General features: G+C 66.7%; 22 protein-coding genes and 1 pseudogene. 6 read left to right on the forward strand and 17 right to left on the reverse strand.

The features are described 5' to 3' along the window. Nucleotides 1-179: 179 nt before the first annotated feature. The 3 genes from GX543_RS02025 to GX543_RS02035 all read right to left on the reverse strand — a co-directional run bounded on the left by GX543_RS02025 (nt 180) and on the right by GX543_RS02035 (nt 2,734). The gene (locus GX543_RS02025; protein WP_290849460.1) at nt 180-1,169 is read right to left on the reverse strand and encodes a MerR family transcriptional regulator; all 990 of its coding nucleotides are present in this window, start codon (nt 1,167-1,169) and stop codon (nt 180-182) included. A 3-nt stretch (nt 1,170-1,172) separates the two neighbouring features. Then, entirely contained in the window at nt 1,173-1,805 is a 633-nt protein-coding gene (locus tag GX543_RS02030) for a HEAT repeat domain-containing protein (protein WP_290849461.1), read from the reverse strand. A gap of 77 nt (nt 1,806-1,882) precedes the next feature. Next, on the reverse strand, nt 1,883-2,734 hold the full coding sequence (locus GX543_RS02035) for a DUF1542 domain-containing protein (protein ID WP_290849462.1): 852 nt from the start codon (nt 2,732-2,734) through the stop codon (nt 1,883-1,885). A gap of 107 nt (nt 2,735-2,841) precedes the next feature. Between GX543_RS02035 and GX543_RS02040 the strand changes: the two genes are divergently transcribed. Further along, nucleotides 2,842-4,782, forward strand: a complete 1,941-nt coding sequence (locus tag GX543_RS02040) for a BCCT family transporter (protein ID WP_290849463.1) — start codon at nt 2,842-2,844, stop codon at nt 4,780-4,782. On the opposite strand, the gene GX543_RS02045 is transcribed toward GX543_RS02040, so the two are convergent. Genes GX543_RS02045 through GX543_RS02055 form a run of 3 tightly spaced genes read right to left on the reverse strand, consistent with a single transcriptional unit; the run spans nt 4,742 to nt 6,664 of the window. Continuing rightward, a complete protein-coding gene (locus GX543_RS02045) occupies nt 4,742-5,662 on the reverse strand; it encodes an RNA polymerase sigma-70 factor (protein ID WP_290849486.1) in 921 nt (306 codons plus the stop codon). The genes GX543_RS02040 and GX543_RS02045 overlap by 41 nt on opposite strands. Then, nucleotides 5,662-6,168 (reverse strand): FAD-dependent oxidoreductase, encoded by a 507-nt coding sequence (locus tag GX543_RS02050; protein ID WP_290849464.1) that lies wholly within the window; start codon nt 6,166-6,168, stop codon nt 5,662-5,664. Before GX543_RS02050 ends, GX543_RS02045 begins: the two co-directional genes overlap by 1 nt. Then, on the reverse strand, nt 6,107-6,664 hold the full coding sequence (locus GX543_RS02055; protein WP_290849465.1) for an FAD-dependent oxidoreductase: 558 nt from the start codon (nt 6,662-6,664) through the stop codon (nt 6,107-6,109). The genes GX543_RS02050 and GX543_RS02055 overlap by 62 nt, the downstream gene beginning before the upstream one ends. 214 nt (nt 6,665-6,878) lie before the next feature. Here GX543_RS02055 and GX543_RS02060 point away from each other — a divergent pair, with 214 nt between their 5' ends. Then, nucleotides 6,879-7,913 carry an NAD(P)-dependent alcohol dehydrogenase gene (locus tag GX543_RS02060; RefSeq protein ID WP_290849466.1) on the forward strand — a complete coding sequence of 345 codons (1,035 nt, stop codon included), beginning with the start codon at nt 6,879-6,881 and terminating at the stop codon, nt 7,911-7,913. A 36-nt stretch (nt 7,914-7,949) separates the two neighbouring features. On the opposite strand, the gene GX543_RS02065 is transcribed toward GX543_RS02060, so the two are convergent. After that, nucleotides 7,950-8,297 carry a hypothetical protein gene (locus GX543_RS02065; RefSeq protein WP_290849467.1) on the reverse strand — a complete coding sequence of 116 codons (348 nt, stop codon included), beginning with the start codon at nt 8,295-8,297 and terminating at the stop codon, nt 7,950-7,952. A gap of 69 nt (nt 8,298-8,366) precedes the next feature. On the opposite strand from GX543_RS02065, the gene GX543_RS02070 reads away from it, so the two are divergent. The 3 genes from GX543_RS02070 (at nt 8,367) to GX543_RS02080 (ending at nt 10,002) form a co-directional block, all read left to right on the forward strand. Beyond that, nucleotides 8,367-8,675: an MTH1187 family thiamine-binding protein gene (locus GX543_RS02070; RefSeq protein ID WP_290849468.1), complete on the forward strand. Its 309-nt coding sequence runs from the start codon at nt 8,367-8,369 to the stop codon at nt 8,673-8,675. A 39-nt stretch (nt 8,676-8,714) separates the two neighbouring features. Then, nucleotides 8,715-9,206, forward strand: a complete 492-nt coding sequence (locus GX543_RS02075; RefSeq protein WP_290849469.1) for a MarR family transcriptional regulator — start codon at nt 8,715-8,717, stop codon at nt 9,204-9,206. A 172-nt stretch (nt 9,207-9,378) separates the two neighbouring features. Continuing rightward, nucleotides 9,379-10,002 carry an FABP family protein gene (locus GX543_RS02080; RefSeq protein ID WP_290849470.1) on the forward strand — a complete coding sequence of 208 codons (624 nt, stop codon included), beginning with the start codon at nt 9,379-9,381 and terminating at the stop codon, nt 10,000-10,002. Between the two features lie 19 nt (nt 10,003-10,021). On the opposite strand, the gene GX543_RS02085 is transcribed toward GX543_RS02080, so the two are convergent. Then, a complete protein-coding gene (locus tag GX543_RS02085; protein WP_290849471.1) occupies nt 10,022-11,140 on the reverse strand; it encodes a dihydrodipicolinate reductase in 1,119 nt (372 codons plus the stop codon). Between the two features lie 46 nt (nt 11,141-11,186). Beyond that, nucleotides 11,187-12,839 carry a ribosomal protection-like ABC-F family protein gene (gene abc-f / locus GX543_RS02090; protein WP_290849472.1) on the reverse strand — a complete coding sequence of 551 codons (1,653 nt, stop codon included), beginning with the start codon at nt 12,837-12,839 and terminating at the stop codon, nt 11,187-11,189. 81 nt (nt 12,840-12,920) lie between these two features. Between abc-f and GX543_RS02095 the strand changes: the two are divergent. After that, nucleotides 12,921-13,193, forward strand: a pseudogene (locus tag GX543_RS02095) (HNH endonuclease); the annotation flags it as partial. A 188-nt stretch (nt 13,194-13,381) separates the two neighbouring features. On the opposite strand, the gene GX543_RS02100 reads toward GX543_RS02095, so the two are convergent. From GX543_RS02100 to GX543_RS02135, 8 genes are all read right to left on the reverse strand, one after another. After that, nucleotides 13,382-14,230: a 3-hydroxybutyryl-CoA dehydrogenase gene (locus GX543_RS02100; protein ID WP_290849473.1), complete on the reverse strand. Its 849-nt coding sequence runs from the start codon at nt 14,228-14,230 to the stop codon at nt 13,382-13,384. 146 nt (nt 14,231-14,376) lie between these two features. Continuing rightward, on the reverse strand, nt 14,377-16,110 hold the full coding sequence (locus tag GX543_RS02105; RefSeq protein ID WP_290849474.1) for a helix-turn-helix domain-containing protein: 1,734 nt from the start codon (nt 16,108-16,110) through the stop codon (nt 14,377-14,379). Between the two features lie 124 nt (nt 16,111-16,234). Next, nucleotides 16,235-17,599, reverse strand: coding sequence for an FAD-linked oxidase C-terminal domain-containing protein (locus tag GX543_RS02110; RefSeq protein ID WP_290849487.1), 1,365 nt, complete (start codon nt 17,597-17,599; stop codon nt 16,235-16,237). Nucleotides 17,600-17,633: 34 nt separating this feature from the next. Further along, the gene (locus GX543_RS02115) at nt 17,634-17,957 is read right to left on the reverse strand and encodes an antibiotic biosynthesis monooxygenase (RefSeq protein WP_290849475.1); all 324 of its coding nucleotides are present in this window, start codon (nt 17,955-17,957) and stop codon (nt 17,634-17,636) included. A gap of 37 nt (nt 17,958-17,994) precedes the next feature. After that, entirely contained in the window at nt 17,995-19,647 is a 1,653-nt protein-coding gene (gene groL, locus GX543_RS02120) for a chaperonin GroEL (protein ID WP_290849476.1), read from the reverse strand. Nucleotides 19,648-19,717: 70 nt separating this feature from the next. Beyond that, nucleotides 19,718-20,743, reverse strand: a complete 1,026-nt coding sequence (locus GX543_RS02125) for an NAD(P)-dependent alcohol dehydrogenase (protein ID WP_290849477.1) — start codon at nt 20,741-20,743, stop codon at nt 19,718-19,720. Nucleotides 20,744-20,757: 14 nt separating this feature from the next. Continuing rightward, nucleotides 20,758-21,534, reverse strand: a complete 777-nt coding sequence (locus GX543_RS02130; protein ID WP_290849478.1) for an iron-sulfur cluster assembly protein — start codon at nt 21,532-21,534, stop codon at nt 20,758-20,760. A 12-nt stretch (nt 21,535-21,546) separates the two neighbouring features. Next, nucleotides 21,547-22,548, reverse strand: coding sequence for an amidohydrolase family protein (locus tag GX543_RS02135; protein ID WP_290849479.1), 1,002 nt, complete (start codon nt 22,546-22,548; stop codon nt 21,547-21,549). Between the last annotated feature and the right edge of the window lie 98 nt (nt 22,549-22,646).

The following is a 22,646-nucleotide window of genomic DNA, read 5'->3' on the forward strand; positions in this document are numbered from 1 at the left end:
CGGACTACAACGACTACCAGCCCACCCCGTACACCGGAGCCGAACGCTCCGAGGTTCTCGGCTTCATCAACGAGATCTCGCCGAAGTTGAACGGAAAGATCAGCACCCGCTTCACGCCGGTGCCCGCTAGCAGCTGACGCGCCGGTCGCGAGACATCACGACACCGGGGCATCACGACGCTACTGTCGGAGCCCGACCAGGTAGGCGGCCGTGCTCGCAACCATCTGATCGTCGTCGTCCCGCAGGTGCAGCAGCGCATCGTGCGCTATTGCGCCGGGGATCTCGCCCAGCGCCTGAGCCACGCGGCAGCGCACCCCGGCCGGAGCATCCACGAGTGCTCGCACGAGCGGTTCCGCGATCTGGTCTCCGGCAGCGGTTCGGCGCGCGAGTGCCGCGAGCGCATCGGCGGCGTCGACGTCGCGAACACCGTCGACGATCAGTGAGACGAGAGCCTCCGGCGGCACATCGTCGACTCGATCGGCGAGTTCCAGCACCGCGCCCGCCCGGATCTCCACGTCCGGATCGACGACCGCCGCGCGCAGCGCCGTCGTCGCCTCGTCGCCCGGAATATCGATCAGTGCCGCCACCGCTCGCCGACGTCGGACGACATCCCGATCAGCGGCGGCCGCGACGAGCGGTACGACGGCCCCGGTCCCGCTGCGCGCCACGGCCCAGCGCAGCGCTCCGGCGACGTTGAGATCGGCTTCGTTCAGCAGCGAATCGACCAGGGCCGCCACCGGGGACTGCCGATCGTCGACGATCAACGCTGCCCGCTGACGATGATCGGGCGTCGCCGACGCAAGCGCGGAGAGCTGCGCGACGATCCCGAGGACCTGCTCCCAATCGTCGGGGCCGGATTCGTCGATGTGCTCGAGCCTGGCGAGCAATCCCTGTTCAGCGCGGATCCGTTCCGCGCTCCGCTTCTTGAGTGCGGCGACCAGCTCCGCCGGCGCGAACGTCGGATCGTCGAGCGCTTGGCCCACCTCACGCAGCGACAGGCCCAGCGACCGCAAGCTCTCGACGTGGAAGATGCGCGTCACGTCGGCCGCCGTGTACTCGCGGTATCCCGACCCGGTGCGGGCACCGGGTGTGACGAGGCCGAGCGCATCGTAATGCCGCAGCATCCGCGCACTCACGCCGGAGCGCTGCGCCACCTCACCGATCCGCATGGGCTATGCCCCCGGACCGAGCGCAGCGACTCGACGCGCGGCCTCGACGTCGAACGCGAACCCCGACTCGGGATCGCGCATCAGCGCCTCGGTCGCCACGGCATGGCCACCGACCATGGGGTCGGCGGCCTTCTGTGCCTCCCGCACCGCAGGCAGCGCGGCATCGGCGAGCTGCATCAGCGCGCGACTGAGGCTGCGATGCATGTCGAGATCGCCGCGTCCCAACTGGGTGACCAGGATGTCGGCGACCTCCGGCGCGTCGTCGGCCGTTGCGTAGAGCACCGCCACCCGCCATGCGCTGCGCGCGACTTCGTCGTCCGGGTCCACCAGCAGGGCGCGGGTCAGCGTCGTCCATGCGCGGCGATCGCCGATCTTGGACAGCGTGTGCAGCGCTTGACTGCGTGCCTGCGGGATGTCGGACTCCAGCTGCCGCATCAGCGCCGGAACGGTCTGGTCCACCGAGTGCCGGGTCAGCGCCCACGTGAGCATGTCGCGGACATAGAAGTCGGGCTCCACGGCGCATCGCGCGACAAGCGGTCCGACCGAGTCCGGGCGCGGCTCGGTCCCCGCGGCCAACGCCGCCTTCAGCCGGATGCTGGACGACGCCGCCCCGAGCGCCTCGACCACTGCGGTCATCGCGACCACCTCCTTCGTTGGAGGCAACTCAACACCTTGTCACAGTGTGAAGGTCAAGAGATCAGCCGAACACTTGATCAGAAGTCCCCGAAACCGCCCCCACCGAAGTCCCCACCGCCGAAGTCACCGAAGCCGCCGTCCCCGAAGCCGCCGTCCCCGAATCCTGAATCCCCGCCGCTGTAATCCCCACCGCTGTTATCCCCGCTGCTGTTATCCCCGCTGCCGTAATCCCCGGCCATCTCGCCGCCGTCCATCTCGCTCCCCCCGAAGTCGCCGCCGGCCGCATCAGCGGCGGCGACACTGTCGGGGATCCCCGCCATTCCCGAGAACAGGGAGCTGAACAGCAACGCCGATCCGATTCCCCAGGCCCCACCGACCAGGGCCGGTCGCCACCACGGCTCCGAGTACCAGCCCGCAGGCACCGACCGGCCTGCGACGCGGCCTCCCGGGTAGTAGTTCGGGGTCTTGTCGGTGGGCTTCGGCGACGCCTCGACGGTGCGACCCTCGAAATCCACCGAGCGCGCCTCGGTCACCGCTCCGGCCACTCGCTGACCGTCGAGTTCGGGGATCGGCGGCCCCGGGTCGAGGTGAAGGGCCGTGCGAGCTGCCCTGATGTAGTACAGCCCCTCGACTGCCGTCTGTTTGGCGAGAAGCGCTTGGCCGGGGGTGGCGGCCTGTTCGATCTGCGATCCGGCAGCCGTGAACCGCTCACCGGCGTCGGCCAGCGCCTGTGTCGCGGCGCGGTCGTCGCCGGGTTGGAGCGAGTACACCTGGCCGCCCAGCCGTTCGATCGCCTGCCGCGCATCTGCCTTCGCGTCGTCGAGTCGCGCCTGACCGGCTCTTGTCTCGTTCGCGCGACTCCGCAGAAGCAGAACGACACCACCGCAGATAACCAGCACGGCGATGACCATCAGCAGAATGTCCGGCATGGCTACGAGCTTACGGCGCAATCGGCCTCGGGCCTGACACGCTTGGTGAACTCGACTCTTCCGGTTGTGGGTTGTATCCGGACTGCATCACCGACATGGTGGATCACATGGCCGACGACAGCGAGACCCCGTCCAGCGAGATTCCCCCCGGCAACGATTCCGAGCCCGAGACCGCTCCCGGCGACGTCCCGGGAGACGACGAGAGCGTCCTGGTTGACCCCTTCACCCACAAGACGACCGTCGTCACCCCGAGCGTCGCTCCGGTCCACGCGAGCCTGCACGTCGCCGAAGACGACACCGACGACGAGATCACGCAGAAGCTGATTCGCCAGGGTGTTCGGCTCGGTAAGGGCGGCATCGCGCCGGCCGTGTTCTGGCCGTCACTGGTCATCATCCTGGCCGTGAGCGTCATCGCCGTCCTCTTCCCGGACGGCACCGGCACCGTGTTCTCGAATGTGCAGAACTGGATCGTGGCCAACCTCGGTTGGTACTACATGCTGATCATCGCGTGCTTCGTGGTCTTCGTCGTCGGACTGTGCTTCTCCCGACTGGGCAGCATCCAGCTCGGCAAACCCGACGAGAAGCCCGAGTTCGGGCGGATCAGCTGGTTCTGCATGCTGTTCGCCGCAGGCATGGGCATCGGTCTGGTGTTCTACGGCGTCGGCGAGCCGCTGACCTACGCGACTGTCCAGCCCAAGCCCGGGTGGGGCACGGATGTGCAGGACAAGGCCGAGATGGCCATGGCGCAGACGTTCATCCACTGGGGCCTGCATCCCTGGGCCGTGTACGCCGTCATCGGCCTGGCCCTGGCGTACGCGATCCACCGCCGCGGCCGTCCGGTCTCGATCCGCTGGGCGCTGGAACCGCTGCTCGGCGATCGAGTCAAGGGCTGGGCAGGCGACGTCATCGACGTCCTCGCCATCTGCGGCACCATGTTCGGCGTCGCCACTTCACTCGGTCTCGGTGTGCAGCAGATCGCCAAGGGCATGGAGTCGATCGGTGTCATCGACTCCGCCGACAACACCCTGCTGGTGATCCTGATCGTCGTGATCACGTTCCTTGCAACGCTCTCGGTGGTCAGTGGCCTCGGCACCGGCATCAAGTGGTTGTCGAACATCAACCTGTCGCTGGCCGGCCTGCTGATGATCTCGCTGCTGTTGATCGGCCCGACCCTGTTCCTGCTGAAGAACTTCGTGCAGTCGCTCGGCGTGTACTTCGCCAACTTCTTCAACATGACGCTCGACGTCGGCGCCTTCCAGGGCCAGGAGACGCAGGACTGGTTGAGCGACTGGACCATCTTCTACTGGGGCTGGTGGATCGCGTGGGCGCCGTTCGTCGGCGTCTTCATCGCGCGCATCTCGCGAGGCCGGACGGTCCGCGAGTTCATCGCCGGCTGCCTCATCGTTCCGACGCTGGTCGGCTTCATCTGGTTCTCGGTCCTGGGCGGCACCGGCCTGCACCGCCAACTGCTCGGCGACGGCGACCTGGTGGTCGACGGCAAGGTCTCCGCCGAGGGCTCGCTGTTCCAGGTGTTGTCGGACATGCCGCTCGGCACCTTCTTCTCGATCCTCGGCATCGCGCTGGTCGCGATCTTCTTCATCACCTCGTCCGACTCGGGTTCGCTGGTGGTCGACATGCTGGCTTCGGGCGGGCACCCCAACCCGCCGGTGTGGTCGCGGGTGCTGTGGGCCGTCCTCGAGGGAGTCGTCGCGGTGGCACTGCTGCTCGCCGGCGGTCTCGGCTCGCTGCAAGCCGCGTCGCTCGCGACGGCCCTGCCGTTCAGCATCATCCTCGCCATGATGTGTGTCGCCACGGTCCGCGGCCTCAAGTTCGAGTACGACAAGATGCGACATGAGGAACGCACGCAGCGCCTGGCCTCGGCGACCTCCCACATCGCCGACGAGGTCTTCCACACGATCCCGGACGACGCCGGTGTCCGCGACTACCTCGACGATCGCATCGACTACCGGATCTCCCGCACACGCGGAGTCTTGGACCGGCACGGGGTCAAGGCGAAGAACCGTCCGGGGCCGGGCCGGTCGAGTTGAGTCTGACACCGTCGAGTTTGGCGGGGTTGCGGATCGCGTAGACCGCAGTGACCGCCCCGTCGCAGACCTCGACGCACGTGATGTTGTCGACGACTCCATCGATCGACACCACCGCCGCAGGCATGCCGTTCGCGACCGTCATCCGCAGACCAACCTCGCCGAGTTCGGCGGCCTTGCCCAGCAAGCCGACCACCAGGCGCGCCACCGTCGCGGCCCCCTCCACTGGGCGGCGCGATGCGGACACCACACCGCCTCCGTCACCGACGAACACCACGCCGGGCGCCAACAGGTCCATCAGCGCCTGCACCTCTCCGGTCGCGGCCGCGAGCAGAAAGCGATCAGCGACCGCCCGCGCGTCCGCCGGGTTCGCGACCGTCGCCGGCCGACGAGCCCGGACGTGGTTGCGGGCGCGGTGCGCGATCTGACGGACCGCGGCGGGCGTCTTGTCGACGGCGTCCGCGATCTCCGGATACCCGAAGTCGAACACCTCCCGGAGCACGAAGACGGCTCGCTCGTCGGGTGTCAACGCTTCCAGCACCAGCAGCATGGCGGTGGTGACCGCTTCGCCGGTCAGGACGTGGTCAAGACCATCACCGTCGGCAGCCTCCTCGAGTGGTTCCGGAAGCCACGGTCCCACATAGGTCTCGCGGCGTCTGCTGGCCGATCGCGCAGCGTTGAGCGCCTGCCGCGTGACGATGCGCGCCAGATAGGCGCGCGGATTCTCGACCTCACTGCGGTCGCCGTCCTGCCACCGCAGCCAGCTCTCGGACAGCACGTCCTCAGCGTCGGTGACCGAGCCGAGGATCTCGTAGGCGATCGAGAACAGCAGCGATCGGTGGGTCGCGAACTCGTCGAGTCCGACCGGATCGTCGGCCCGCATCACGCCGGACCCGCCGGCCACGCGAACAGCGACGAGCGCGCGGCGAGCACCGTGCTCCGGCAGACCTGTTCCTTCACCACCGCCGCGGTCCGGCCGCGCAGCCACAGACCTGCCGGGCTGTCGTCGCGATGAACCCGCTGGACCACTCCCTCGGTGCGCCCCAGCGACACGCACTGCGCGAGGAACCCCATCGAATACGGTGCGACCCGCTTTCCGCGCAGCTCGCCGACGATCGCGTCGGCGGCGTACGCGCCCTGCGGCAGGGCGGCCTGGCAGCTCATCCGCGAACCGGGGACCGCCGCGCCGTCGCCGACAGCGAACACCCTCGGGTGGTCGACGCTCCGCAGGTACCGATCCACCACCACACGGCCGTCGGCGTCCACCGTCCATCCGCTCTGGCGCGCGACCTCACTGACCTGACGCGCGACCGCCCACAGGGTGAGGTCAGAGTGGTCGGCGGCGCTCCACTCGCCGCGCACCACGTCGACGTTCAGTCCGGTGAGCACCTCCGCCACGCGGGCGCGCCGACGTTCCCAGCGAACCGGCGACGGGTGCGTCGCTGACGAGACGCACCCGCAGGTCGGGACGCCGGGAGGCGACCTCTGCAGCAGTCTCGACGCCGGTGAGGCCGCCGCCGACCACCACGACACGCGCAGCCGAGGGCAAAGCGGCCAGCCGCGTCGCCGCGCGGCCGGCATCGTCGAATCCACCCACTGCGAACGTTCCTTCGGGCGCGACGACTGCACCGCCTGCGGCGTACACCAGTCGGTCGTACTCCAGCTCGTCGCCGTCGTCGAGCAGCACGGTGCCGTCACCGACTTTCGCCGCCGACGCGACCCGACACATGATCGAGTCGTCAAGCACGTCGCGCAGCGGCCGGGTGGCCGCTCCGCTGCCTGCGATGAGTTGGTGCAGGCGGATTCGCTCGACGAACTCCGCTCGCGGGTTGACCACGGTGATCTGCACACCGCGACCCCGCCGCGCCAAGCGATTAGCGGCCATCGTCCCTGCGTAGCCTGCTCCGATAACGACGACTTTCATGACAACCTCCGGTGGTCCCGATTCTCTCTGTCGCCTATGGGACACCGCACGAACCGGTTCTGTGACACTTCCCAGTGTCCCAAGGTGCGGCACTCGTCACCATCGATTCGATTCCGATCCGCTGAGCGCCCGATCGCGCCTACTGTCGCGGATAGTCAACCCCAAGGAGCCGACCGTGCGCGCATTGAAACTCGTCTCACCCGGGACTCTTGAACTCGTCGAGTCCGCGCTGCCCGAGCCCGGTGCGGGCGAAGTCCGCGTCAAAGTCGCCGGGGCCGGTGTCTGCCACTCCGACCTGCACGTCCTGCACCTCGAGAAGTCGATGGGCGCCGCGTTCACGCTGGGCCACGAAGGGTCCGGATGGATCGATGCGCTGGGCCCCGGCGTCACCGGTCACGAGATCGGCGACGCCGTCCTGGTGAACTTGGTGTGGAGTTGCGGGCAGTGCCGTCCCTGCGTCAACGGCCACGACAACGCCTGCGTCACGGGCGGTCGGCACAATCATCCGCCGAGCCCGGGCCTCGGACCGGACGGCGCGATGGCCGACTACATGCTGGTCCCGGCGCGGCACGCCCTCCCCCTCGGAGAGATCGATCCGGTTGCGGCCGGGCCCCTCGCCGACGCCGCACTGACGCCGATGCGCGCCATCGACTCGGTACGGGAACGTCTCACCGCCGGATCCACCGCCGTCGTCATCGGCGTCGGCGGGCTCGGCCACATGGCGCTGCAGATCCTCGCGGCATGCACCGCCGCGCGGATCATCGCGGTCGACATGTCCGACGACAAACTGGAGCTCGCCTTGCGTCACGGCGCCGATGCGACCGTCGACTCGCGCGGCGACGCGGCGGCGGAGATCCTCTCCGAGTCGGACGGCTATGGCGTCGACGTGGTCTTCGATTTCGTCGGAATCGCACCCACCGTGGAGCTCGCATCGCGCGTGGTGGCCCCCGAAGGCGCGATCCGACTGGTCGGCCTCGGCGGCGCAGTCCTCCCGTTCGGGGCCGACGCCAATACCAAGGCGCTGCCGTGGGGCGTGGACGTCCGGAAGTCGTACGGCGGCACCCGCGCCGATCTCACCGAGGTCATCGCCCTCGCCGCGGCGGGCAAGCTCACCGTCGAGCACACCGTCTATCCGCTCGCCGACTACCAGCGGGCCTTCGACGATCTGGAGGCCGGCCGGGTCACCGGTCGGGCGATCCTGACGCCGTGACCTGATCGATTCCGACAGGCGCCCTACGACCTACACCTAGGCGAAACGCTCGAGCGTCTGCGGGTCGTAGAGGCGGCAGCCGTGCTCGCGCATCACGTCGATCACCACGTTGATGTCGTGCGCTTGGACGTGATAGCCGGTGAACACGACGAACTGGGTGTCGATGAACGTATCGAACGCCGGGCGGGCATCGGCGGTGCCGCCCGGCGGATACACCATGTTCTCGTGCCTCGACCATCCCTCGAGCGCGTCGAGCGACCGGAGGACCGCGGCCGGATCCACCGAGGCGACACCGTCGACGTGCTCGCCGCTGTTGAGCCGAATGTAGACGTCGGCGCACTCCGCAGAGTCTGCACCCGACCAGAATGCCAGCGTGTAGCTCATGCGCCCATTGTCCACGGTTCGCCCCCTCGGGTCAGCCCGATTGGCGATCGACCCGGGTAATCTTCGCCCATGCTGTTCGCCTTCTCCATCGCCCCCGGAACCACCGACGATCCCGACGGCTCGGTCAGCGCCGCGGTAGCCGAGGCGGTCCGCGTGGTCCGGGCCTCCGGACTCCCCAACGAGACCACGTCGATGTTCACCACCATCGAAGGCGACTGGGACGAATGCATGGCGGTGGTGAAGGCGGCGTGCGAGGCTGTCGCAGCAACCAGCCCGCGCGTCAGCCTGGTTCTGAAAGCCGATATGCGCGAGGGCTTCTCAGACCAGTTGACGCACAAGGTCGAGCGCGTCGAGGAACATCTGCGATCGGACTCCTGACGGCGCGGACGGCCGCCCGCTCCGTGCCATACTCGCGGAATGGATGATGCTGCCGGGAACCGAGCCGACGACGACGTGCGACCCGGCGAGATCGACGCCTTCGAGACCGCGACCCGCGACCTCGTCGGGCTCGCGCTGCGCAGCGTGCAGGATCTCGACGTCTCGCTCTCCCAGTACCGACTGCTGCTGACGATCCATGAGCTCGGACCGAGCAGCTCGTCCGCCTGCGCCGCAGCGTTGGGTGTCGTGGGATCGTCCATCACTCGCCTCGCCGACCGGCTCCGAGCCTCGGGCCATCTGGTCCGCGGCACCGATCCGGACAACCGCAGCATCGTCACCCTGCACCTCACCGACGCAGGTCGCGATGTGGTCCGGAACGTCAACGAGCGCCGACGCCGAGATCTGCACACCGCCCTGACGCAGCTGAACCCCGACGCTCGTGCGGCATGTGCCGCCGCCCTGCAACACCTGCACGCCACCATGGCTCCGGGCACGTCGAGCGATGAGCTGCGCAGGCGCTTGCCGCTCTAGTGTCGCGCGGCCTCGTGTCGGTGTCTCGTGAGTCCGCAGCTTTCGACCGATCTGCTGATTTGACTGAATCTAGTCTTGCCTTGTGCAAGACTTGCTATGGGCAATACCTGCGCTAACGCAATCAGTTGCGCCTGCCTCCCGGCGCTCGTCAGCCCCGACGATTGGAGAAGTCATGACCACCTCGGTTCCCGATATCAAAGACATCCGCGGTCCGCAGAAATTGGGCCCGCTGGCCCCGCTCGTCGGCGTCTGGGAGGGCGACGTCGGGATCGACCTCTCATACCACAACGCCGACGACGAGACGAGCCACACCTCGTACTTCGAGCGCGCCAGCTTCAAGCCGATCCCGGTGCAGGAGAACGGCGATCAGACGCTGTGGGGTCTGAACTACTCGATGACCGCGTGGCGGCACGGCGAGGAAGGCCAGGATCCGTTCCACGATGAGATCGGCTTCCTGCTGTGGGACAAGGCCAACGGCGAGGTGATGCGAACCGTGGTCTTCGGCCGCGGCATCGCGATCCAGGCCGGCAGCTCGGCAGGCCCCCGCGACACCCAGATCCGCTTCGACGCCACCCCCGGCGATCCGAGCTACGGGATTCTGCAGAACAAGTATCTGATGGAGCGTGCCGAGATCAAGGACTTCAAGAGCGAGTTCACGATCATCGACGAGGACACCTTCAGCTACACCTCGGACCTGCTGTTGCGCCTGGTGGCCACCGGCACCGAGATGCACCACACCGACCAGAACACCCTGCGCCGCGTGCAGCGTTTCCACCCGGGGTCCGAGTTCAACTGACGAGGTCGATCCGCGATCGCTATCGCTGACGCAGGTACGCGCTGGGCGCCAGCGGCACATCGAGTCCGTCGTACAGACCCGGCGCGGCCTGTCGCAGCCACGGAATCGCGTTCACCAACCGGTTGGCGGCGGTGGCGTTGCCTCCCGCCGACCGGTTGCCGCCCTCATCGGTGGCCTCCACGTTGATCTCGATGCGCGGACGGCCCTCCACGATGACGCGATGGGCGCCGTCGCCGCCGTCGGCAGGCATCGGCCAGTCGGTGGCGACCTGCCCGGTGATTCGGGTGACGTGCTCGACGACGATCAGCGGCTCACCGCCGACGATGCCCTGCACCTCGAAACGCAAGGCGCCCTGACCGCCCGCGACGAACTCGCCGAGAGCGGTCGTGACCGTCTCAGTGAGCGGCTGCCGGTCGACCACCTCGCGGAGCTCGTCGAGCTCGACGCCGAGGGCGCGAGCGATCAGGCGGATCTGTCCGCCCCACACCATCGACGGAACGCCGGGCATCACCATCGGCGGGTCGTAGTCCATCGGCTGACCCATCCCCACGATGTAGCGAACGGAGTCCTCGGCGTCATAAGTGGAGTAGTCGAAGATCTCCTGACAGCGGATCTGGGTGATCTCCGAGCCGAGACCGCTGACCAGGACCGGGAGCAGGTCATTGCCCCAGCCCGGATCGATGCCGCTGACGAAGAGCGCCGACTCTCCCGCTGCGCACGCTCTCTCGACCGGTTCGCGGACCTCGGCCGGCGCGTTGCGATGGTCGTAGAGGGCGTACACGGAGGGGCTGACCACCACGGCGCCGCCCGCCAGCGCTCGGGCGATGTCGGCGACCGCCTCGTCGGGGCGTAATTCTCCGTTCGCCGCGTAAACCACGGCTCCCGCACCGTCGAGGGTTTCGAGCGCGGCGTCGACGTCACGCGTCGCCCGGACGCCGAGCGTGCGGTCGGCCCCGGCGAGGTCGCCGGCGTCGCGATCGGCCTTGGCCTCGGCAGCCACGATCACCCCGGTCAACTGCAACAGCGGATTCGCCGCGACCGCCCTGATCGCGGCTCGCCCCACATTGCCTGTGCCCCAGACGACCACCGGTATCGGGGTCTGCAACACCGGAGCCTTACTCTCGCTGCTGTTCGCCATGGCTACGGAGGATAGGTGCCCGACGCACGGCAGCGCCCCAGAACGCTCAGAGTTCCTGAACCCGACCGTCCTCGACGTGCCACCGGCGGTCAACGTTCACGTTCGCCAGCATCCGGCGGTCGTGGGTGACCAGCAGCAGTGCGCCGTCGTACGACGCGAGCGCCGACTCCAACTGCTCGATCGCAGGCAGATCGAGATGGTTGGTCGGTTCGTCGAGCACCAGCACGTTGACGCCTCGCGCCTGCAGCAATGCCAGCGCCGCGCGGGTGCGCTCGCCCGGCGAGAGGTCGACGGTCGGCCGCCCCACGTGATCGGCGCGCAGTCCGAACTTGGCGAGCAGCGTCCGCACCTCTTCGGTCGTGTACTCCGGCACCAGTTCCTCGAACCGGTCGGCGAGCAGATCGGGTCCGGAGAACAGTCCGCGGGCCTGATCCACCTCACCGATCGCGACGTTGGCGCCCAGCGCCGCAGTCCCCTCGGCCGGAGTCGACCGGCCCAGAATCAGCTTCAGCAGCGTCGACTTGCCCGCCCCGTTGGGTCCGGTGATGCCGATCCGCTCCCCGGCGTTCACCTGCAGCGACACCGGGCCGAGCACGAAGTCACCCTGCCGCGCGACCGCAGCGTTCAGCGTCGAGACCACCGAACTCGATCGCGGCGCCGCACCGATCGTGAACTCCAGAACCCATTCCTTGCGCGGTTCGACGACCTCTTCGAGGCGCGCGATCCGGCTCTCCATCTGCCGGACCTTCTGCGCCTGCTTCTCGCTCGACTCCGACGCGGCCTTGCGGCGCACCTTGTCGTTGTCGGGATTCTTCTTCATCGCATTCCGGACGCCCTGACTCGACCATTCGCGCTGCACCCGCGCCCGTGAGACCAGATCGGCCTTCTTCTCGGCGTACTCCTCGTACTCTTCGCGGCGGTGCCTGCGGGCCACTTCCCGCTCCTCGAGGTAGCTCTCGTATCCGCCGCCGTAGACCGTGTTGGTGTGCTGCGCGAGGTCCAGTTCCAGCACGCGGGTGACGCTCCGCGCCAGGAACTCGCGGTCGTGGCTCACCAGGACCACGCCGCCGCGCATGCCCGCGACCACCTCCTCCAGCCGCGCCAGGCCGTCGAGATCGAGGTCGTTGGTGGGCTCGTCCAGCAGGACGATGTCGAACCGCGAGCACAGCAGTGCCGCGAGTCCGACGCGCGCCGCCTGCCCACCCGACAACCCGGTCATCAACTGGTCCTCCGGCGCCACCTCGCCGGCGACGAATCCCAGATCGGCCAGGACGGCCGGCAGCCGCTCGTCGAGGTCGGCGGCCCCGGTGGCCAGCCAGTGGTCCAGCGCTGCTGCGTACACGTCGGCGCCGTCCCCCGAGGCGTCGTCCGTCAGCGCCTCGGCGGCCGCCTCCATGGCTTCAGTCGCCGCCGCACACCCGGTCCGCCGAGCGACATACCGGCCCACGGTCTCGCCTTCGACCCGCTCGTGCTCCTGGGGCAACCAGCCGACGAAGGCGTCCGACGGCGACCGGGTCACCGTGCCCGCGAGGGGCGCCAGATCTCCCGCCAGCACGCGGAGCAGCGTCGTCTTCCCCGCCCCATTGGCGCCGACGACGCCGATCACGTCACCGGGCGCGACGGTCAGGTCCAAATCGTCGAACAGCACGCGATGGGCGTGGCCGCCGGAGACGTTCTTGGCGACGAGGGTTGCGGTCATAGACCTATGGTCGCACCCGAACCGCCGACCTCCCGACTGGGGAGCATTGCCGATCATTGCCGACCGGTACCGTCTTCAGGCATGCCCCCTCGTGCTCGTGCTGCTCGCTACGCCCGTCGCCGGAAGCTTCGGATGGCCCAGCAGGTTCACGACCTCACCGATACCCAGTGGGCGGCGTTGATCGACCAGTGGGGCGGCTGCGCATACTGCGGCGCCCCCGGCCCCGGGCTGCAGAAGGACTGCATGCTGGCGATCTCACGCGGTGGTCGCTACACGATCGACAACGTGGTGCCGTGCTGCCGTTCGTGCAATTCCAGCAAATGCAACACCGAACTGACCACGTGGATGCGTCGATAGAAGCTCGACGAACGCCTCTTCCTCGAGCGTCACTTCATCATTAGGCGGCGACTGACGGCGGACGCGACAGCGGCGAGCGCGGACGAGTCCGCCGAGAACGGCGCCGACTGACGCCGAACGCCCGAGCCGACATGCGGCTCGGGCGTTCAGAACGTCACGACTCGTGGGCCTGTCGCCAGTCGAAACTAGCTGTAGGTGTAGAACCCGCGACCGCTCTTGCGACCCAGGCGGCCGGCGTCGACCATGCGACGCAGCAGGGCCGGCGGAGCGAAGTGCGGCTCGGCGAACTCCGCATACAGCGATTCCGCGGCAGCGAGGCAGATGTCCAGGCCGACGGTGTCGCAGAGGGTCAGCGGACCCATCGGGTAGCCGCAGCCGCCCTTCATCGCGGCGTCGATGTCCTCGGCGCTGGCGTAACCCGAGTCGAACATGCGGATGGCCTGGCACAGGTACGGGATCAGCAGAGCGTTGACGATGAAGCCCGAGCGGTCGCCGCACTGAACGGTCGTCTTACCCAGGGTGGTCTTCGCGTACTCCGTCACGGCGGCAGCCGTCTCCGGCGCGGTGGTGAGCGCCGAGATGATCTCGACCAGCGGCATCACCGGCACCGGGTTGAAGAAGTGCACGCCGACCACGCGCTCCGGGTACGCGGTGGCAGCAGCGATCTTGATGATCGGGATCGACGAGGTGTTGGTCGCGAGAATCGTCTCGGGCTTCACGATGGTGTCGAGCTTGCCGAAGATGTCGTGCTTGATGGCCTCGACCTCGGGCGCCGCCTCGATGACCAGTTCCCGGTCGGCGAACTCGGTGATGTCGAGCGTCACCTTCACGCGTGCGATGGCGGCGTCGGCGTCCTCCTGCGAGATCTTGCCCTTGGTGACACCGCGGCTGATCGACTTCTCGATTCGCGCTGCGGCAGCGTCGACGAACTCCTGCTTGGTCTCCAGGACGAGGACGTCGCTACCGGCCTTCGCACACACCTCGGCGATGCCGGCACCCATGGTGCCGCCGCCGATCACGCCGATCAGATTCACATCTACTCCAAACCGCAACGGCCGCCGTCTGCGACCACTAGAATGAACAACCTTCGCCACTAATCGTAGTTGCCGCTCGCTGTGATGCAACGTGGGGTGAGCTACTGGGCTCCTGTCAACGGCCGCCTCAGCCCGCGCCGGGATGGTCAGACCGCGATGCTGAACCGCTTGATTCGTCGGTAGATCGTCGCGCGTGACATCCCGAGGTCGGCCGCAGCCTTGCCCTTGTCGAACGAGTTGGCCTTCAACGCTTCGACGATCGCGTCGCGCTCCATGCTCTCGATGGCGCTGAGGGTCTTGCGCCCGAACGAACGAACTTCCGGCGGCAAGCCGTCGACATCGATCGTGCCGGTGCGACGCTGACGAATCACCTTGCGAAGGACGTTGCGCAGCTGAGCGACATTGCCCGGCCAGCCGTAGGCGGACAGGATCCGCATGGCCGCCGGCGTCACATCGAGTGAGCCCCCGGCAGTGAGTTCCCGCAGCAGTTGAGGCACTAGTTCTTGGAGATCGCTGATGCGGTGCCGTAACGCAGGAATCATCACGGTCCGAGCGAAGTGCGGCACGATGAGCGTGTCGAAGACGGTGTCGGAGTGGGTACGCATCGTGACCCCGACCCAACCGTTGTCGGCGACGCCGGTGAAGAGATCGGCGATCGCTGCCAGAACCTCGTCGGACAGCTGATCGACATCACGGACGATGACACTGAATCCATCGGCGGTCACTTCGTCTTCGAGTTCGCGGAGGGTCGCCGAACCGACGGCCAGGTCCGCCGCATCGAAGACCCGAACGAACCCCGAGCGGTGCGCCTCGACAGCGGCGCGGAGGGACGAGCACCGACCCGATCCAGGTTCGCCCACCACAGCCACCCACACACCTGATCTGAGCGCTTGCCTCAACTCATCGCACGCCAACCGCCACGCGGTGCTTCGGCCGACGAGACCGGGAAGCGACGATGTGAGGGCACGGCGCGCGCCGCCTGCCGCCACCGCGTCATCGACCAACCGAACGACGAAGAGAGCCAGCGTCGCGCCATCGGCCTCGATCCGGGTGAGGCGAACCACGGTGCCACTCGGCAACGTCTCAACCAGCGAGTTCGCCCGGCTCTGCGCGCCGTCTATCGCGAACTCGATCAGCGCCGTTTGGTCAGCCGAATCGAGCGTGCGGCGCAACTTCTCATTCATCAGGGACATGTCGTCACCGAGAACGATGAACATCGCCGACGGATTCCGTCGCCTGACCGTCAAATAGGCGTTGAACGCCGCGACGTGACCTTCGCCTGACCGCTGCAATAGATTCGCCTCGATCTCTCGAGCCGTCGACTGCGCGAGACTCAGCATCACCTGGCCGCCCAGGCCCGCCCGCCCCGTCATGTCCAAGACGCCGAGCAGCGCTCCCGATACCGGATGGAAGATCGGCGCACCCGCACAAGACAATCCGCACAGCGCATCGGAGTAGTGCTCTGATCCGACCACGAGGGTAGGCCGACGCGTCTCCAACGTCGTGCCGATTCCGTTGGTGCCGACGAACTGCTCCGAGTACGAGAACCCGGGCGCCAAGCGCACGTCATCGAGATCGTCGCGAAGATCCGTGCGATGCGCGGAGCGACTGAGGACCACTCCTTCGTCGGAAGTCAGGATGATGGAGATCGACTCATCCGACAAACTCTCGGCGAGGTTGGCCATCACCGGATCTGCGGCAGCGACCAGGATCGAGTCGAGATCGGGCTCGCCGAGGAACGGCACCGCCACCCCCTCGCTCGCTAGTTCGAGGGCTTTGGATCGCATCCACGACTTGGCTATCGGCTCGCGCACCACACTGTTCAGTCGCTGATCGCTGAGGAACTGCTGACGGATGACCTCGATGTCCCGGTCAATCATCAACTAAGGCCTTTCGTCCTATGGCATGAGTCACACTTGAGCTAAGGGTACGCGGGGCCACCGATCAGACCGTCTCAAAGTGAGACGGTCTGAGACCGGCAGAAATCCCGCTCTACCGAAGGATTTAGCCACGACCGGGATTCAAGATCCCCCTGGGGTCGAACACGCCCCTGATCCGCTCAGCCAGATCGAGTTCAGTGCCACCGATCATCTGTGTCAGATGAGCGCGTTTCAGGACCCCGACTCCGTGTTCGCCGGTGATGGTTCCACCGAGCGCGATCGCCCGATCGATGATCTCATCGAACGCTGCTCGCGCTCGAACCACTTCGTCGGGATCGGTCGGGTCGAAGATGACGGTCGGATGCATGTTCCCGTCGCCGGCGTGCCCGAAGGTGCCGATCCGAACACGGTGACGCTCGGCGATGACCTCGATGGAACGAAGCATTCCCGGCAACTGGTGGACAGGGACGGCCACGTCGTCGAGCAACACGCCGCCCAGCTGCTCCAGGGCGGTGAAGGCCGACCTCCGCGCCACCATCATGGCTTCCCCCTCACCGGCGTCGACAGTCGACCACACATCGAGGGCCGTTCGACGACACATCGCGGCACACCGTTCGGCTTGCGCCACGCTGTCCGCACCGTCGCACTGGACCAGGAGCAACGCCGCCGCATCTGTATCCAGACCCATTCTGGTCATCGACTCCACCGCCGTCACCGTGGTGCGGTCCATCAGCTCCAGGACGCACGGTTCGGCAACCGTCGACATCGCCAGAACCGACTCGACCGCCTGGTGCACCGTCTCGAACGACGCGACCACGGTCGCTACCTCCGACGGCGCCTGCCGCAGTCGGACTGTCACCTCGACGACGACTGCCAGAGTGCCCTCCGAACCGACCAGCAACTGACCGAGATTCAAACCCGCGACATTCTTTCTAGTTCGCGCGCCCGTATGAATCATCCTGCCATCGGGCAGAATCGCTTTGATCCGCGCGACGTGGTCGGCTGTCACCCCGTATTTGACGCAGCACGAACCACCCGCGTTGGTGGCCACGTTGCCGCCGATGGTCGAAAATTCTCTGCTCCCCGGGTCGGGCGGGTACCAGAGCCCGAACTCTCCGGCCGCCCGAACCAGATCGCCGTTGATGACTCCGGCCTCCACCGTGGCCAGCCTCGCAGAAGGATCGATGTGCACGATGCGGTTCAGTCCGGCGAGGCTCAGCACAATGCCGCCGTCGATAGCGTTCGCGCCACCGGCGAGCCCACTGCCCGCACCACGCGTCACGACTGGAACGCGACGTTCGTACGCCCATCGCATCGTCTGTTGAACGTCGCTGATGGAGCGTGCGCGCACCACCGCGAGCGGGACGCCGGCCGGCGTCAGTTGCGACTGGTCCCGGCGATAGCCCTCGATGACCTCTGGATCCGTGACCACGACCAGGCCCAGGCTCCGTCGCAGTTCGTCGATGTCGAACGCCGTCTCTCCCGGCATGGCTCCGAGAGAGACGGCGTCGACGAGCGTTCCGCTATGCGATTTCAAGCTCGCCCATCTCCGACCATCCCGAGCCTTCCACCTCACGGCTGATGATCTTGGGCGTCGCCTTCAATCCCGGACGCATCGACTCGAGGCCCTCGCGGAAGTGCGGGGCATTGACGTGCGCGGCTCCCGCAGCGGAGTCTGCGAACGCCTCGACCAAGACGAACTCCGACCCGTTCTCAATGCTCCGCGACCAGTCGAACCACAGGTTCCCCGGTTCTGCGCGGGTGGCGGCGGTGAACGCTGCGGTCATCGCAGGCCACCTGTCGACGTACTCGTCGCGCACATCGAATTTCACCACGATGAAGATCATGAGAGTCCTTTCAGAGAGTGCCGGGAAGGCAAGTCGGTCAGTAGATGTTCGAGGGCCGAACCATGCCCTCGGCGAGGTCGCCGAACCCGGGCGCTTCGATGGCGCCGGGGTGCGTCATCACCTCCTCCACGACCGCTGTCTCGGTCGTGATCAGCAGGGCCGCGATCGAGGCCGCACTCTCGAGGGCCGCTCTGGTGACCTTGTAGGGATCGATGATGCCTTCATCGAACATGTCGCCGTAGTCGCCGGTCAGCGCATTGAACCCATGTCCGTGCGGCAGTCCCGACACCACCTCCACAACGGCGTCACCGTCATATCCGGCGTTGGTGGCGATCCACCGAAGCGGCTCGTCCAGCGACCCCCGGACTACTTCGACGCCGACGAGGTCGTCCTCCGACAAATCGGTCACCTCCGAGAGAGCCCGGTGAGCTTGGGCGAGCGCGGTGCCGCCACCCGCGAGCACCCCCATCTCCACCGCCGCGCGAGTCGCAGCGAGAGCGTCCTCTACCCGGAGCATCCGCTCCTTGAGCTCGACGCTGGTGAAGCCACCGACCTTGATGACCGCGACGCGACCCGTCAGGCGAGCGATCCGCAACTCCAGGCTGTCGCGGTCCGCATCGATCCGCGCGCGCTCGAACTGGGCCTGCAACTGCGCCACGCGAGCGTCGATCAGGTCCTGACTGCCTCGGCCGCCGACAATGGTCGTGTCGTTCTCGGTCACCGTGACTCGTGCACACGAACCGAGGTGCTTGAGCCCGACCTCGTTGAGCTCGATCCCGGTGTCCTTGGCGATCACGTGTCCGCCGAGTGCGACTGCGAGATCTTCCAGCTCAGCGACTCGTCGATGCCCGAATCCAGGAGCCCGGACGACCACCGATCGCATGGTGTTGTGCATGTTGCCACCGACCAACAACTGCAGCGCGGCACCGTCGACGTCCTCGGCCAGCACCAACAGCGGCCGATCAGCACGCTTGGCCGCCTCGATCGCGGGCATCACCTCTTGCACCGAGGTGATCTTCTTGTTGGTCAAGAGGACCACCGGGTTGTCCAGGACCGCCTCCATGCGCTCCGGGTCGGTGACCATGTAGCCCGAGGTGTAACCGTGAGAGAATTCAATGCCGTCGACCACGTCCACCGAGATCCCGAGGCTGTCGGACTCCTCGGTGGTGATGACGCCGCTGCGGCCGGCGAACTCCACGGCCTCAGCGATGACGGCGCCGATCACGTCATCGTCACTGGCCGCGAGGCTCGCGATCTTGGCCAGATCGGCCGGATCGGTCACTTGAACCGCTTGCGCGTCGAGCGCAGTCAACACCACGGACACCGCTCGTTCGATTCCACGACGGACTCGCATCGGATTGGCACCGTGATCGACTGCGCGCAGACCTTCCCGCACCATCGCCTGCGCCAGCACCGTCGCCGTCGTCGTGCCGTCGCCGACCACGCCGTTCGTCTTCATCGCGACTTCCTTGACCAGCTGCGCGCCCATGTTCGCGAACGGATCGCGCAACTGGATCTCGCGCGCGATCGTCACGCCATCGTTGGTGATGGTGGGCGGGCCGGTCAGCTTCTCCAGGACCGCGTTGCGCCCTTTCGGACCAAGAGTCACTTTGACCGCGTCGGCGAGGGCGTTCACACCTCGCTCCAGCCGGAGTCGGGCGTCTGCGTTGTAGCGAACTTCTTTTGCCATGAGTTCGAACCTTTCTGGAACCCGGTCGACGACCGGGAGGTGAGGTGGAATACGAGCGACGTCGAGTGGTTCAGGGCACGAGAATCGCGCGACCGCGAACCCGGCCGGCGTCGAGATCGGCCAGTGCCCTGCCGAACTCCGTGAGCGGATACTCGGTCGTGTGGAGCTTGACCTTGCCCTGGGCCGCCAGCGCCATCAGTTCGCCGAGATCGTTGTAGGAGCCGACGAGGTTGCCGATGAAGTTGATCTCCGAGGACACGATGTCGATGGTCGGCACATCGATGTTCTCGCCGTAGCCGACCACCAGGTAATTGCCCGCCTGCCGGAGCATGGCGACACCCTCCGATGTGGCCCCGCCCTCGCCGACGAAGTCCAGGACCGCCTCGGCACCGTGTCCGCCGGTCAACTCCACGACCTTCTTAACGTGCGTGCCGTCCGCGACGATGCCGTGATGCGCGCCGATCTCCATCGCCAGTTCCACCGCGTCGGGATTCTGATCGACGACGATCATGGTGACGCCGGAGATCGCGGCGAGCACCTGGATACCGATGTGACCGAGCCCGCCGGCCCCGATCACGACGCAGTAGTCGCCGGGACGGGTGACCGCGGCAACCTTGGCCGCCGCGTGATAGGCGGTGAGCCCGGCATCGGCGAGCGCCGCCACCTCTGCGGGTTCGAGCGAGTCGTCGAGCCGCACCACGCTGCGCGCGGTCGTCTTCAAATACTCGGCGTAGCCGCCGTCGGTGTCGATGCCCGGAAAGTCGCTGGTCTCGCAGTGGACGTCATCGCCGGCGCGGCACGCCCGGCAGAGACCGCACGTCACCAGCGGATGCAAGATCACCTTGTCGCCGACAGCGACGTTGGTGACCGCGCTGCCGACGGCGTCGACCCAGCCCGCATTCTCATGTCCGATGGTGTACGGCAGCGTGACCTGGCTCTTCTCCGCCCACTGCCCCTCGAGAATATGTAGATCCGTGCGACACACGCCAGCGCCGCCGATCCGGACGATCACGTCGAGCGGACCGGTTATCTCCGGTTTGGGGATCTCGTTGAGGACCAGGTCCTGGTGGTATCCGACTACCTGCACTGCTTTCATGACACCTTCTCCGTTCAGTGACGCACGTTGGTGATGCGCGGTCCGTCGGCGACCGCACCGTCGCCGTCGTCGGCGTAGCGGGTCGCCAGTAGACCGCGACAGAAATGGGAGTTGCCGTCGATCGAGATGCGGACCGACCGCGCGAACCGCAACCGCATCGGAATCTCGTCCTCGAGCATCCGCGTGCCGTCGTCGTTCACCAGTACCCGCGCATTCATGCACTGGCTCAGGCCTATCGCGTTGCGGCGGCGGCGCAGCGCAGCCGTGGTCTCGTCGTCGGGCAGGTCCCGCATCAGCACCTGCCCGATGGTCTCGACGGTGGCCGCACCGGCCGCGATGAGGCGCGCCAGACTGCGCTCCATCGCGGCCGTGTGGGCCTTCTTGTGAAAGGTCTCGCGCAACGAGTCCAAGCTCTCGAGCGCCTCGTGACCGAAGGTGCCGCGATAGCCCGCACGCGCCGCCAACCCGGCGTTGATCTTCTCGCTGTCGTGGTGATCGTCGAGGTACACACGCACCACACCGATCCCGTCGATCAGCTCGAGTGCATCGACCGAGTCCGACGCCATGAGATACGCGAAGTTCGGCGAGCAGAACGACGTGGGAAGCCGCAGGTGTACTTCGACGCCGTCGTCGTCGATCGTGACCGACCGAACGAACTTCAGATCGGTGATCGGCTCATCGAGTTCCGGGTCGACGACGGTGTCCAGGGCTGCCATGATCTGCGCTTCCAGGTCGTCGCCGGCGAGCGCCTGCGACGGGGAATGCTCCCATCGGTGTTCCAGTGCGGTCATCTCGGCTGTCCTTTACACCAGAGCCGGCTGTGCCAGCTGAAGTTCGGCCGGAACCTCGATGTGCGGGTACAGCGCCGCGGCATTGAGACCGAGAATCTTCTTCTTCTGGTCCACCGTCAGCGGTGCGTACTCGGTCATGTCCTCGGGGATCTGGAAATCGACGAACTTCTCGATCAGCCAGCGCGGCGTCCAGAGGGCGTAGTCGCTGGAGAAGAGGATGCGGTCCTCGTCGAGCCAGTACAGGAGCTCGCCGATGATCTGCGCGAAGTAGCGCGGTCGCGTGTGGATGAACGGCATCGCGACGGCCAGACCGCCGTAGACGTTCGGCTCCTGCGTGGCGATCCAGCAGAAGTCCTCCAAGCGGGGCAGGCCGACGTGCTCGATGATGAAGTTCAGGTCGGTGTAGTCGGTAGCCACCTTGTCGACGTCGGCGACGTCGAACGCGTCCTTGTCGAGCGGACGAATGGTCGGCCCCTTGTGCACGTGGATGTTCTTGACCCCCAACTCGCGGCACGCGTCGAGGTAGCGACGTGACCACATGTCATCGAGTTGATAGCCGCGGGACTCGCCGTACCAGTCGGCGGTGTACAGCTTGACCCCGGTGAACTTGTGCTTCGCCGCGTCCCTGTGCAATTTCTCCAGCCCGGCCTCGCCATGACGGGGGTCGTAAGCATAGTTGTGAGTGATCAGGCCGGGATTGGCCATTCGAAGGTCCTCGATCTCCCGGTACTGCGAGAAACCGGTCTTGTAGAACTCGGCGAGGATCGTCGGCTGAACAATGGCGTGATCCACGTACCCGTCGGTGAAGAGGTCCTTCATGAACCGGTCGCCGCCGTAGTAGGTGTACTGGTCGTAGTCCCACACTTCACTCTCGGGACTGAGATTCCGGTGATAGTCGTAGAAGCAGTCGATGAACTGCTTTCCGTGAATGTTCTTGTGGTTCTGGGCGCGCCCGTCCCAGAGGTGGACGTGCGAATCGACGATGAAATACTTTTCGCCATTCTTCTCATACATTTCGATCACTCACTTTCGGTTGTCTCACGAATCAATACAGAACCCGTGCGGGCTGGACGGGAAAAGAAGTGGATGCTGGTTACTCCTCGTCGGGGCAG

The sequence above is a fragment of the Gordonia sp. (in: high G+C Gram-positive bacteria) genome, assembly GCF_012515855.1.
Taxonomy (GTDB): domain Bacteria; phylum Actinomycetota; class Actinomycetes; order Mycobacteriales; family Mycobacteriaceae; genus Gordonia.